This is a genomic window from Pseudovibrio sp. Tun.PSC04-5.I4 (assembly GCF_900104145.1).
GTDB lineage: Bacteria > Pseudomonadota > Alphaproteobacteria > Rhizobiales > Stappiaceae > Pseudovibrio.
Genome location: NZ_FNLB01000006.1, coordinates 1622543 through 1636479 on the forward strand (window position 1 = coordinate 1622543; position 13937 = coordinate 1636479).

The 13937-nt window shown below is 48.5% G+C and carries 8 protein-coding genes and 1 pseudogene; 5 read left to right on the forward strand and 4 right to left on the reverse strand.

What is annotated here, in order from left to right:
- Positions 1–6 precede the first annotated feature (6 nt).
- Together BLS62_RS12570 and BLS62_RS12575 are read left to right on the forward strand one after the other, a co-directional pair.
- A complete protein-coding gene (locus tag BLS62_RS12570) occupies positions 7–1164 on the forward strand; it encodes an MBL fold metallo-hydrolase (protein WP_093181221.1) in 1158 nt (385 codons plus the stop codon).
- 61 nt (positions 1165–1225) lie between these two features.
- Complete coding sequence (locus tag BLS62_RS12575; protein ID WP_093181224.1) at positions 1226–3076, forward strand: CobW family GTP-binding protein; 1851 nt, start codon at positions 1226–1228, stop codon at positions 3074–3076.
- Positions 3077–3255: 179 nt separating this feature from the next.
- On the opposite strand, the gene BLS62_RS12580 is transcribed toward BLS62_RS12575, so the two are convergent.
- The 3 genes from BLS62_RS12580 to BLS62_RS12590 form a co-directional block, all read right to left on the reverse strand.
- Positions 3256–3537, reverse strand: a complete 282-nt coding sequence (locus tag BLS62_RS12580) for a hypothetical protein (RefSeq protein ID WP_200798511.1) — start codon at positions 3535–3537, stop codon at positions 3256–3258.
- Positions 3538–3593: 56 nt separating this feature from the next.
- Positions 3594–3791: a Tn3 family transposase gene (locus BLS62_RS12585; RefSeq protein WP_093181226.1), complete on the reverse strand. Its 198-nt coding sequence runs from the start codon at positions 3789–3791 to the stop codon at positions 3594–3596.
- A gap of 45 nt (positions 3792–3836) precedes the next feature.
- A protein-coding gene (locus tag BLS62_RS12590; RefSeq protein ID WP_093181229.1) for an IS3 family transposase occupies positions 3837–5188 on the reverse strand; the annotation gives its coding sequence in 2 pieces (ribosomal slippage) (positions 3837–4852 and positions 4852–5188; 1353 coding nt in all).
- A gap of 176 nt (positions 5189–5364) precedes the next feature.
- On the opposite strand from BLS62_RS12590, the gene BLS62_RS12595 reads away from it, so the two are divergent.
- The 3 genes and pseudogenes from BLS62_RS12595 to BLS62_RS32185 all read left to right on the forward strand — a co-directional run.
- Entirely contained in the window at positions 5365–7179 is a 1815-nt protein-coding gene (locus tag BLS62_RS12595; protein ID WP_093181232.1) for a sensor histidine kinase, read from the forward strand.
- On the forward strand, positions 7176–7865 hold the full coding sequence (locus BLS62_RS12600; RefSeq protein ID WP_093181235.1) for a response regulator transcription factor: 690 nt from the start codon (positions 7176–7178) through the stop codon (positions 7863–7865). The genes BLS62_RS12595 and BLS62_RS12600 overlap by 4 nt, the downstream gene beginning before the upstream one ends.
- Positions 7866–7945: 80 nt before the next feature.
- A pseudogene (locus BLS62_RS32185) lies at positions 7946–8546 on the forward strand (IS3 family transposase); the annotation flags it as partial.
- Between the two features lie 314 nt (positions 8547–8860).
- Here BLS62_RS32185 and BLS62_RS12605 read toward each other — a convergent pair.
- Positions 8861–13918 (reverse strand): V-type ATP synthase subunit I domain-containing protein, encoded by a 5058-nt coding sequence (locus BLS62_RS12605; protein WP_093181238.1) that lies wholly within the window; start codon positions 13916–13918, stop codon positions 8861–8863.
- Positions 13919–13937: the final 19 nt, after the last annotated feature.

A 13937-nucleotide genomic window follows, 5' to 3' on the forward strand; every position in this document is an offset into this window, starting at 1 on the left:
ATTGTTATGACACAGAACTTGGATCGCAGGAAATTCCTGAAAGGGGCGACTACAGGTGTAGGCCTCGGGCTTGTTGGTGCAATGGGGCTCTATTCCTATTCATCATTCAGGGAATCGTATTTCCCTGAAATGAAACGAAAAATGGCAGATATCGGGACCTGTAAAAGCGTGAAGGTAACCAATATCAGCGAAACCAGCTGGTTTGAAAATGCTGTCTTGATGAGCGACATCAAGAACGCAGGAGGCTTGCTCGTAAACCAATATGATTACAACTGGCCACCCTTCGGCAACGGCAAGGGACTTGGCAACGGATCCTATGAGGAAGGCATTGCCAAGATTAAGCAATACCTGCCTCACGATTTGGAATCTGCCTGGGAGGTCATCAAAGAAAATTGCGTTGGCGTTGAGAATGCAGGTGGCTATGCCGCTCTGCTTGATGTGGAATTTGAAAGCGGTAAACGCCAGAAGTTCCTTCTCGACTCCGGCTGGTCCTACAAATGGATGGATGAGTGTTTCCGCCGCGAAGGCATTGATGAGATGTTACGCAATAAGGAAATTGAAGCGCTTATTATTTCCCATGAACACTTCGACCACTTCTGGGGCTTACCAGTCACGCTGAAGTACGATCCGGAAATCACCATCTACATTCCGGAAGGGTTCTATCCAGAGGGCAAACAATACATCAAAGACTCGGGTCACACAGGTAAGTTGATTGAGCTGAAAAATGGTCTGAACAGGATCATTCCCGGTCTGGCAACCTACACATTCCCGGTTCCGATAATCTGCCGCGTCTTCGGCGAGCAATCAATCTATTGCAACGTCAAAGACAAGGGCCTCGTAAGTGTCACCGGGTGTTGCCACCAAGGTATCATTCGGTTCGCCGAAACAGCTTATCAGGAACTCAAGTTCGAGAATGATAACTTCCATGGGATTTATGGCGGTCTACATATCTCGCCCTTTGATGATTGGGATCCAAAGTATGATGATCTCGTAATCTCGCTACGGAATTATGACTTTGACAAGATTGGCTGCAACCACTGCACAGGCATCGTTTGCGCCAATAAGTTCATTCAAGCTGGTTATCCGGTCATTGAAGGGACTGCGCAGCACAGATCCAAGGACAAAGCTTACCTTGGCAACGGTGACACCATAACCTTTGGCTAGATGCCAAGGAAAATGTGGGGTCGCTACGTGCGGCCTCACGCCTTTGCTTCGAGAGTTTCACATGCTTCAAAATTTACAGACGTTGCTTCCACCAAGCTCCTTGGAGCGCCCTTCTCTGGCCTCAAGCATTCTTCCTTCAGCAGCCATGATGCGGGTCAACTTCATCCCGGGCGTACGTCAACGGCTGGGATGGCGTGGCATGAGAGAGTGCCCCAAACACCGAACCTGCCTAACCGCAAAAATCAAAGACATGAACGGTGTTTTCGGGTTTGCACCCACCAGCAACCCGGAGCGACCTGAAGCGGGATTAACGCGTTTCGCGTTGTGTTATTTCCCATCACCGGATGAGGAGCTGTTCAACTGCTTTCCAGTGGAAGCGTGCTTGATTGCCCTTTCTGAGGACTATCTGGAAAAGGTGAGAGACTTCCGTAGCCATCCCGAGTTGATGGCCTTGTTTCAAGTCGGCACCATTGAATGCACCTTCGACCCAGCAGGCGGAGTAGGCCTCAGCCTTCATGCAGGAACGCGCGATCGCGTAATTGCACGGGATGGTTACAGTGTTCAGGCCCCGGAAGGTCTGCGACAAGTCGTTGAACTCGGTGGTTTAGATAAGGATCTTCCTGCTTTTGAAATTGCTTATAAGTTTTTTGAAATTCTCAGTGCCTCCCTCACATTCAGTACAGGCAAAGCCCCTGAGCGCCTGAAAGAGGTTGCGCTAAAAAACACAGTGACAAGCTACGATGCACAAGGAAACCTGCATAAAGAACCTTGTCAGGACAGTACGCGCACCGCCTTCCACATTGGATGGGGCAACTCCGCCACCTGCACCTTCGATGACGACGACAAATACCCCCCCGTCATCCGTTGGCAAGCTCCAGACCCGTTCCCTGTCTCCCTAAAAAATGCATTGTGGTGGAATCCATCCGTCCCCGGTGCGCGCCACTCCATCGATAAATCAACCATGGGAATTACTGAGCGCCCAAAACTCATAGTGCTGACAGGATTTCTTGGTGCTGGAAAAACCAGTTTTCTCGCACGTTTTATCGAGTATCAGGCCGCACGAAACCTATTTGTGGCCGTGGTTCAAAATGAAATTGGCGAAACGGGTTTGGATGCCAAACTTCTGGACCAACACTATGCAGTCAAAGAAATGGATGAAGGCTGCATTTGCTGCACGCTTGTTGGGAACCTTGGAGCTGCCCTCCAGGAGATTTCCAGTCAGTTCCAACCTGACTTTGTTGTCGTTGAAACGACGGGACTGGCTAATCCCGCCAACCTGCTTGCTGAGCTTTATGAGTTGGAAGAAGTGCTGGAGTTAAGCTCCATCACATGTATGGTTGACGCAATGAATGCCGGAAACCAGTTGAACAACTACTCGATTTTGAAAGATCAGATACGGCTTGCGGATGTCGTTTTGCTCAACAAGTGTGATCTGGCTAGCGAAAATGATCTTAACGATCTGAAGGCCAAGCTCTCACACTTAAACCCCTTTGCGCAGATAAAACAGACGAAGCAAGGGGATATCAATCCGCTTGAAATTTACGGCGTCAATTTTCAAGGGCAAGCGAAACCTGAAGCTGGGCATCAGTGTTCTTGCAGCGCCCATGGTTTAGACGACTGCAAAACGCACCAACATTACGGAATATCCAGTCAGTTATGGCGTGCCCCTCCAAACTTATCGAAGGACGTACTGGAGAAAGCCATCGGACGGCTGCCATCCTCGGTTTTACGGGTAAAAGGCATCATCTCACTAGACGGGGGACGTTTATGCGTCTGCCAATATGTCCCCGGTAGTTTGACACTTTCTGACTATCTAGGAGATGAGGACGTTGAGAGATTTCTGGTTTTCATTGGAGAGAACATCTCGGAAACAACTGCCTTATTTGAAAATTCAATCACCACCGCAACGTGAGCAGACTCGGTTTGTTTGTGCAGCTTAGGTAATTGAATTTGTCCCTGAAACCGGCGGTGCATTGCCACTAGAGCACGTTGGCCTTCAACGCAGTCTCATCTATGAAACCTATGCGTGACAACAAGTTACGCATAAAAGGTTGACGACGTGTGATCCAGATATGACGAGACTGCCAGACGTCAGATCGCTTCTGCTCTGCGGCTTGGAGGCCTTTTTTGTGTGTCAGGCCAAGATTGCGCAGAACACGCCAGAGCGAGACGCGGCGGACCGTGACATTGTGTGTGATCTACCAACTCTGATACCAGGTCATTCAGGGTCAGATCTGGTTTTGTGACCATCCGTGCTTCGATCCAGCTCCAAAGACTGGCAAGTTTGCCATGGCCTCCGCCATTGCCCTGCGCCCTCGGCTCCAGACCACCTGTTTCACGCTTCGGGATCACCAAAGCGTTCACAAAGCTCACCGAAACCCCGAACTGCGTTGCTGCCTGCCGGTGAGAATGCCCTTCTTCTACAAACGCTATAGCGCGTTCACGAGTGCCAGAGGATATGCTGTCGCTCCTCTGGTAAAGCGACGTAGGATAGCCTCAGGATCGGCGGTTCGGGTATAAAGAGCCGAGGCTAAACGGATCATCTCATGATATTGTTGCTTAACCAGTTCCCAATCAATTGGCCTGCTAACAAGGGATCTGTGCGTCGGCAGAGTTTTTGGTTCCAGGAGCTGCGAAAACTAAGAGAGAGTTGGCTCATCTGGTTGGTTTGATTATGCGGCGTGTTGCCTGTGATGCAAGCGGCGCATTTCGAGTGTCTTTCGTTTGATCCCTTCCCTTTGTTTTAGAATAGCTTTGTCGCGCCCGAAGTAGACGTCAGCGGGTGTAACATTGTTGATGCTCTCGTGGTATCGCTGATGGTTGTAATGATCGACGAAGGCTTCAATTTGCGCTTCAAGGTCACCCGGCAGAGAGTAGTTTTCCAGCAGAATCCGGTTCTTCAGAGTTTGATGCCACCTTTCGATCTTTCCCTGGGTTTGGGGGTGATAGGGTGCACCGCGCGTGTGCTTCATACCTTTTCCCTGTAACCATTCTGCCAGATCACCAGAGACGTAGCTGGAGCCATTATCGCTTAGTAACCGGGGTTTGTGGGCAACGTGAACCTGGTCGCAACCTGATGCCTGCAACGCCAGATCCAATGTGTCGGTCACATCTTCAGCCCTCATGTTGGTGCAGAGCTTCCACGCAATGATATAGCGGCTGTAGTCGTCCAGGATCGTGCTGAGATAATACCACCCCCAGCCGAGAACCTTAAGATAGGTGAAGTCCGTCTGCCAGAGCTGATTGATGGCTGTCGTTTTGTCTTTGAACTCATTGGCGGCCTTGATGACGATGAAGGCGGGGCTGGTGATCAGGTCGTGTGCCTTCAATACGCGGTAGACAGAAGCCTCTGATACAAAATATCTTTCCCGATCAGTGAACGTAACCGCCAATTCCCGAGGCGATAGCTCCGTCTCTTTCAAAGCCAGCTTGACGACCTTGCGCCTTACCTCGTCAGGGATGCGATTCCAGACGTGCCTGGGTTTGGGAGATTGATCATTCAGTCCAGCCTCTCCGCGCTGTAGATAACGCTCATACCAACGATAGAACGTGGTGCGGGGAATACCGAGCTTGGCCAGTGTTTGGCGAGCTGACAGGTGGCCTTCGTCAACCAACCTGATGATCTCCAGCCTCTCAGATGCGGCATACCTCATTCTGGGTCGCCCCCACCCTCGAACATGCTTTTTTTGAGCAAGCGGAGTTCCAGCGTTTGTTCAGCCACCACTTCCTTCAAATCGCGAGCTTCCCGGCGGAGGTCTTTAGCCTCTTCAGTATTTGCCGCACGCGCCGTATCACCAGACAGACGCCGCTTGCCTGCTTCCAGGAAAGCTTTCGACCACTTGTAGTAGATGCCTTGGGAGAGACCTTCCCTACGGCACAGCTCAGCAATACTGTCTTCGCCGCGCAAGCCGTCCAAGACGATCCTGATCTTTTCTTCTGATGAATAGTGTTTGCGGGTGGCGCGTTTGATATCTTTGACGATCTTCTCGCCAGGGCTTTTGTACGTTCCTGTTGTCTGTCTCATGTCCCACTCCTCAGTGGTTACGATGAGCCAACAACACTCTCTTAGTTTTCCAGCTCCTGGACCCAAAAACTCTGCCGACGCACAGTCTTTGCCTTAGGGCTAATGCTTATTGTTAAATACGAATAAATCTGCTTGTTTTTAGATTATCTAATATACCCTTTTACCAGAGTTTGCCTATGCATGGCGTCCCCTTGTTCTTCTTACGCGTACTGTTCGCTGTTTTCTTGCTGTGTGGATTGAGCGTTACATCTGTGTTGGCCCAAACGGCCTCTAAAACTGTCCGCGTTGGCATTCTCGCGTATCGCGGAAATCTGGCATCGCAACGCACATGGGCACCAACTATAGAACATCTGCGACGCACACTCACGGATGTGAATTTTTCCTACCTACCGCTCACCTTACAACAGATTGCCGAGCAAGCGGATCAGTTGGATTTCATTGTAACCAACCCAGGTCATTCCTTTCAGCTGGAACGGATTGCTGGCGTCAGCCGCATTGCCAGCGCTCGTTCACGGGTCAACAAAAATCAGATGCAGGACCTTGGTTCAGTGATTTTTGTACGGGCGGACAGTGCGATTAAGACTGTAGGGAACTTGAAAGACACCCGCGTGGGCGTCGTCTCCACCGAAGCATTTGGCGGATATCTGGCTGCTCTAAACAGTGTAAAGCAAAGCACTGGGGCGGACCCGAACTTTCGGGTTCAGACCCTAGGATTTCCGCAGCAAAACGTGGTGGATGCGGTGCTAAATGGAGAGGTGCAAGTGGGCATTATCCGTACCTGCCTGCTGGAAAGTCTGAGCGAATCTGGAAAACTGGACCGCACGCGGGTTCGGGTGATCGGCGAGAAAAGTGATCCGAACTTTGTATGCTCCAGTACGACACAACTTTACCCAGGTTGGGCGTTTTTGAAAGTGTCCGGTGTTTCGCCAGATCTTGCTACACGTATCACACAAGCGTTACTCTCAATGCCTAAAAATCCCTCCGCTGATAAATGGCTAGGTCATTCCTCTTGGATTGCGCCAGTCTCCTACGCCAGTGTTGAAACCGTTTACCGGGAGCTCAGCCTCTACCCATACAACAAAAACTTGCGGCAAACCCTGAAGGCCTGGGTGGAACGCAATTACATTTTACTAGGTGTTGTAATCATCCTGTGCGGTGCCTTTATGCTGCATGTGGGCCACATAGAATTTTTGGTACGCAGACGCTCGCGGCAATTGGAAACTGCCGGTGATCAACTGACTGAGGCATTGCAAAGAAACCTGATACTGGAAAATGAACTTGCCCATGCGGGGCGTGTATCTTCCCTGAATATCCTCGCGGGCAGTCTGGCGCATGACCTGAAGCAACCGCTAGGGGCTATTTCAACATTTTCCTTCAGCCTGTTGCAACGGTTAGAGCGAGGGACTGCGGACAAGGAAACCTTGCAGAAGCATTTGACCCGCATATCGCAACAAGCCAACCGGGCCTCAGACTTCATCAACTCCATGCGCAGCTTCCTCAACAAACAGCCAGAGGCCCGCTCTCGTGTGGACCTGCGTGATCTGATTGATGAATCCGTTATGCTCATGCGCACCTTTGCAAGCAAACATGGCTGTCAGTTGGAGTGGCACCGGCCAGTGATGCCGGTACCGGTGTGTTGCGATGATGTGCAGCTGCGGCAAGTGGCGGTGGTTCTGCTGCAAAACGCGCTGGACGCCACCGTCGAAGCCGGGTTGGAAGAAGGCACGATCACCATCCAGATGGAAACCACCCAGACCCAGTGCTCGGTGCTGGTGTGTGACGAGGGGGTTGGCATTCCCGAGGAGCTGAAGGAGCGTGTGTTCGAGCCGTTCTATTCCAGCAAAGGCAGCCTTGGGCTGGGCTTGGCAACGGCCATGAGCATTGTTGACAGCCATGAAGGGACGTTAACCCTAAACGACCGCAACCCCCAAGGCACCTGCGCAACAGTGACCTTGCCATTAGATATTTCTTCAACCGGGGGAACCCAATGACCAATCAACACCTTGCCTCACACTTTGGCGCGGGCTCCGAGCCTGTCATTATCATCATAGATGACGATGACGCCATGCGAGAAGCGCTGGTGTGTCTGGTAGAATCCGTCGGTTTAAATGCGGTTGATTTTGCGCGGGCAGATGACTTCCTTGCCTCCAGCTTGCGCCCCTGTGTCGGTGTGATTATTACAGACATGCGCATACCCGGCACCAGCGGTTTGGGTCTGCTCGAGAAGCTGCGTGCGTCTGGCCAACACCTACCGGTGATCGTCATCTCCGCCTTTGCCAACCTACGCGATGGCGTGCGCGCCATGAGCCTTGGCGCAGTAGACGTGTTGGAAAAGCCGTTTGATGAACAAAGCCTGCTGGACAAACTTCAGGACCTGATAGGCCAAACGCGGGATAGAGCCGGCCAATGCTGCCTCACCGCACAAGCAAAGATGAAGATGAAGATGGACAGGCTCACCAATCGCGAGCGCGAAGTGATGGGGTATCTGGCACAAGGTCTGCAAAATAAAAACATCGCCAACGCCTTAGGTCTCAGCGTAAAAACGGTAGAGATCCACCGCCACAACGTGCTCAACAAGCTGGAAGTGCATACCCTGGTGGATGTGTATCAACTGGCCCAAAGTGCTGATCGTGCGACAGGAACTGGGCGCTGCTGCGGTGTTGAGGCGGTGGGATAGGAAACGGGTATACTACAAAACGTAGGGAACTGATCATGAGTGTTGGTCGGGTTGTAGTGTTGAATGCAGAAAGCATTGCAATTGGCAGGATTAGGATTTCTTCATTGATAAAAAAGGATGGGCATTCAAACAATTTATCCGAGTCCTAACACCTCTAAACCCGCACTGGGGGCACAAATTCCACCCTTATCTCCTGCGTGATGTGATGGTCACAAAGCCCAATCAGGTCTGGGCTGACGACATTTCTTAAATCCCCATGGCGAAAGGGTTCACCTACCTGACTGCAATCATCGACTGGTACTAGCGCAAGGTGCTGAGCTGGAAGCTATTCATCACCATGGAGGTTAGCTTTTGCATCGAAGCTTAGAAGGAAGGGTGCGCCAAACAGGGAAACCCGGAATTTTTCAACTCTGACCAAGCTCTCAGTTCACCAGCATCGACTTCACAAATATCCTTAAGCGCGAGAAAATCAAAATCTCCATGGATGGCAAAGGGACTTGACGCGACAACGCGCTTCTCGAACCGCTCTGGTGTACCATCAAATACGAGGAGGTTTATCTCCAAGCGTAATCATCCGTAGCACAGGCAAGAAAACCCATAGGAAATTACATAACCTTCTATAACAAGACCCGCCCACATTCATCGATTGACTGGCAGACATCGGATCAGGCTTATTACAACCAAACGCCGCACATAACTCACCCGGCAGCACGACCAAAACAAAGCCACTCACGAACGACGTTCAATGATCCAAACAAACCGAACCACTCTTACTCATACGAATCGTGGGCCGCAATAGTGTTCGAATAAATACCAAAGGCGGTTGTCCAAACATAGCTTCCAAGTACCGCTGATCGGACAAGGTAACTGTTACGACAATTCCATGGTCGAGACGTTCTGCAAATCTCTCAAGGCAGAATTGGTCTGGCCCAACACTGCCAAAGAAACCGGAACACAAGCCTAGCAAGAACAGAAAAAATCACCACACGATCCTTCTATTTCTTACCACGGCCAGTACTGTCTTTGCTCGCTGCTTTACCCTTGCCTTTGCGCTTCAGCATATTTTTGAGCTTATGGCGTTTTGAGCCTTGGACAGCTATGAGTTTTTCCATTTTTTCAAGGTTCTCTCGCAGTTTCTCCATCTCGGTTTTAGCTTTTCTGACATAACCTTCATCTAAATAGAATTTTGCTTGGCGTCCCGCATGGCTTGCAAGAGAGTAGTATTTTTTAAATTCACTCTGCTCTTCAGCGTCTTTTATGGTGTCGCGCTTGCTATTTAGCGAGAGGATCTTGTCAGAGGCCTGATCAATATCCTTCCGATAGCCTGGAACTCTCCTGGAAGTTTGCAAGCCAACTTCATGTGCTGATTTCAATGCGTCCAAAGTAATCTGCAGGTTTTCAAGTGCGTCTTGTGCACCGTCGTAATTTTTACGCGCTAACTGTAACTCTGCGTCGTCTCCATATTCATTCGCTTTGTCGCACATGTTTTTGTAGACACCTGCTTCACCCTTATCGATAAGATCGTCTGCGTTACCCAGAGCACGCTCCAGCTTTTTCGATAACGACCTTAGATCAAAGGTAAGCTTATCCTCGCGCTCTTCATCTGTATTTTCAAAGCTATCAGAGTGACCACGAACATCGTCATCACCTCCCGCCAATTTATCTTCCTCCGCAGCGGTTTCTTCAGCTGCAGTTTCTTTCTCAACTTCGTCACCTTTTCCTTTACGCTTGAGCTTGTTCTTGAGCCTGTGACTGGCAGATTTTTGGAGTTCGAGGAGGACTTCCATTTCCACTAAGTACTCTCGCAACTTGTCCATCTCAGTCATAGCTTGTCTAACCTGACCTTTACTTAGGAGAAGCTTGGCCTGAAAGGCAGCTTGAGTGGCACGTGCGTAATACCCATCAAACTCGCTCAACTCGTCGTCATCATTTATAGTATCTCGTTTACTATTAAACGCTGCGATTTGATCGCTGATCTGATCAATTTCTTCCTGAGACGCGAGAGCAATCTTGGAGGTTTCCACGCCAACTTTGTAAGCTGCGTCTAGTGTACCCAGCGTCACTTTTAAATTTATCAATTCGGCCTCGGCATACTCAAAGTATCCATCTTCAAATAGCCTTTGAGCTTCGGCTGCATATTCATTGGCTTTGACGAGCATGCCTAAATATACGCCCTGCTCTTTCTTGTCCTTAAGCTCTCCTTGAAGCGCTTCATATTCACTAAGCTTTTGCTGGGCTTCATTGATCGTTTTTCCCAGCACTCCAGGGTCATTTGCCAAAGGCTCCACTTGCTTCAATAGATCCCGCAATAGATCCATGTGATTGAGGATCTCATTGATCTCATTGTCCGGGCCGGCACGATCACCTGCTTTGATCTGCGCAAGAGCTTTATCAATAGTTTTCAGAGCGGAACGTTGAGCAGTATCAAACGCAGTAAGTAGGTTTGGTTCATGTTCAAGACTTGATCGTGCTTCGTAAATACTCGAAATATCAGCCTGGTACACACCAAATCCTTCAGCGAAGGACCTTCGCTCTCCTTCGTAGACCAAGTCAGCATCTTCAAATGCTGCATCTACCGCAGCGACTGCATCTTCGACGACCACAAGTAGCTCTCGCCCTTTTACAGCATCATTTTTTTCAGCAGCTGTTTGCATTTCAGCAATACGCTCTATTGCAGCATCACAGGCAGTTTCAAAGCTCGTGAGATCAACCTCCCAGTCAACAAACTTCTCCGCGTTACCTTGAGTTTTCTCAATCATTTTCTGGTAGTAAGTTGCTCTCGCATTCAGAACTTTCGTTATGGAAGTAATCAACTGTTTGCTGACATTGTAAATGTCGCCCATACGCGCGTAAGCATTTTGCGCTTCGCTCAGCGCTGCATTCATACCTTTAATGACAGCGGTTCGATCACCTTCATCCGTACCATCATACAAATTACTCGCATGAAAAATATTTGACTGTGCTGACTCATAAAGTTCGTTAAATAGCCATTCATACTCTCCGGTACAAAACTCTGACCATTGTTCATATGCACCAGGCACAACATCATGAAGTTTCTGAACCTCTGCATAGATGCCATCTTTTTCTTTAGTAAAGTAGATCGTTTCTGCATAACGCTTAGCTTCATCAGAAGCAGCTTCAATGGCAGAAATCGCCTCTGCCGTTTGGATTGCATCGCTCATAGAGGCGAGGTGTTTTTCTATCTCATTAGCCTGATTTTCAGCATTATTCCCATTCCCATCTCGAATAGATGCAAGTGCCTTCTCAACACCGGCGAATGCGGCATCACTGGCCTTTTCAAAGGTTGACAAAAGACCATCATTTGCTTCCACGGCAGAGATTTTTTTATGCAGGACAGAATGCTCTGATTGAAGATCTGATATGTGGAGGATCAAGTCAGTTCGGACATCTTGCAACACATTTCGTGTTTCGGCTCCTGCCTGTAGGAGTGTCGCCCTGTCTACCTCTGCTTTATCAAGAGCATCTCGCGCTTCAGGTGCGTCTGATGCGTCGATGGCCCTTTTCAAATTTGCAATATTTTCCATCGCAGCCAGATAGGCATTATCGAATGCGGACAAGTCGAGATTCCAGTCGGAAAACTCTTCCCGCACTTTGTAAATATCCTCAAATGCGGAAGCATAGTAGTCTGCCCCTTGGTTAATACCTTTCAGCTGAGAAGCAAGAATTTGCTTGCTGACCTGGAAGGCATTCTGCATTTCAATAAGGGCTTGTTTTGCTTCAGATATGGGAGCCTTCATACTTCCAAGAAACAAACTCTCCTTCATAGTTGCCACTGATGGATTGCCAATTATCTGGTCGGCGCTATCAAACCAGTCGTTCGCTTCTGAAAGATTTTCCACTGCCGTTTCATGTGCGGCCTGGAACAGTTCAGCGTACTCCCCCTCACAGAAATGCTCCCAAGTATTTTTTCCGGTTTGAACAGCGTTTGTGAGTTGTTCTACATCTGTTCGAAGAATTGCCAACTGTTTCGCAAACAGGTCCAAATCCTCTGCATTTTCAGGAGCTGGATTTTCTGCTTCAGCTGAAACAGCAGACCGTTTTCCATTACGCTTTTTCTTACGCGGAGGTTTGGTAATAAATTGCTCAAGGTTGGCTAAAGCTTGCTTGAGGTCGGCCAAAGCTCCTCTGGTATCCTTCACTTTGTGCAGACCTAAAAGCGTTTCAGCTTCGTGGGCATAGTCGCTAGCAATATTGCTGTAGCTGAAGAATTCACCCAATATATCTGCATCTGTGATATTCGACTTAAAATTATCAAACGCCGCAATCCGATCTTTTGCTTCCTGTAAATCGACGAGAAAACCTTCAACCTTGGCAGCTGTATTGACACCCCGTTCATAAGCAGTTTCAAGGTCGTTTAGCGTTATTCTTGCACTGTCGACAGCATCATTAGCCACTTCATACTTTTCCCGCGTGAATAACACCTTTGCTTGATCAACATACGCCACGGCTTTGTCATACATATATTCAAAGATGGTCAATTCTTCTTTGTCTTTGAACTCGCTTTTATGGTTCTTAAACTCCTCAATTTCCTGCTTAAGGCTATCAACGGTTTCCATAAAATCTTCGGCACTTTCTTCCTTCGTTGCTACTGTTTTGAGTGTCGGCATGTATTGCAGAAAATCCACTTCATCTTGCAAACTCCTCATGCCTTTCTGTGCATTAGTAACTGCCTGATTTGCCTCGCCGATACGCTGGCCCTTAATAAAGCTCTCTCCTTGAACAATAATTCCATCCACCTTTGAGCAAAGCTGTTCGAAATCCTTCAGGTTTTTAGTGCTAAAGGTGCCCAATTCTACTTGTTGTGCAAAATCAGAGCGTCTTGCAAAGAGGGGTTCCGCTTGTTTTCTTACCAAAACCATCTGTTCAGAAACGACAGCGAGAGAGGATTTTGCTTCCTCGACAGCTTCCTTCATGAAGCCGATATTGTTTTGGGCCTCTGAGATTTTGGTGTTTGCAGCTTTCGCATTGTTATCGATCAAATAGGACTGAGCACCGATAATATTTGCCCGTACAGATTGGTTCGCGGCCTCAAACGCAGAGAAATCCGTGCCCTGTTCTTTTACCAATTCCTTTTGAGCATAGAGTTCTTCCACATTCTGATTTAGCTCAACAACATCATGTAAGAGGAGTTTGATCGCGTCAGAACCAGATTTATCCGCTTCGCTCTCTCCATCTTCAGTTGAGGGAGCAGCCTTTGCCTGCAGCATAATTTGCTGCATTTCGACAAAGCGCTTTTCTAAATCCAGAAGTGCGGTTTCCGCCTCCTTGCCATCTTTTTCTTTCAGTGCAGTGTTTATTCGGCTGGTTTCAACCAGAGCAGCATCATGGCACTTTTCAAATGTAGCCAACGTTGCTTTATCGTGTTCAAGTTCAGTGTTTTTGCTGTGAAGGTTTGCTAACTCTTGCTCAGTGAAGGACTGCTTCTCAACAATAGAAACTTCAATAGCCTTTAAATGTGCAGTTTCCCACGTGTAGATATCCTTAAAAACAGACAGGTTTATGGATGCTTTTTGAAGGCTGACTTTGACAGCAGATAAGACGTAACCATTGAAAGCTGTATTCATGTCCGTGAAATTATCTTGCGCCTGAGTATAGGCGCCATCAAATCTGGATAGATCAATGTTCCATTTCGCAAGATCATCCCGGTTTGCATAAACGTCTTCGACATCTTTTTTATTTTTCGCAGCAATCGGTCTCAAAGGCTCGATGTCATTAATTGCCTGACCTTGCCCAGCCTGATAGATTTTCTGCATTTTATCGAAATGATTGCTTGCACTATTGACGTGAGCTCGCATTAAAGCAACATCAGTAGTCCCGTCAAGATCTGCTACTTTGTAATTTTTTCTTGCTATACTTATTTGCTCATCTGCCAACAGTTGGGCATTGATAAAAGCAGAACGACCAGCCTCATCAACAAAGACAGGTAGCCGTCCTGAGGCAACATCAATAGATTTATCTAACTTATTCAGACGCTTATTGAGTTGTTCTATTTCAGCAAACTGGGTATTTGTTTGTGTAACCTCATCTCCCACCGTCACCTGTTCCTGTGCA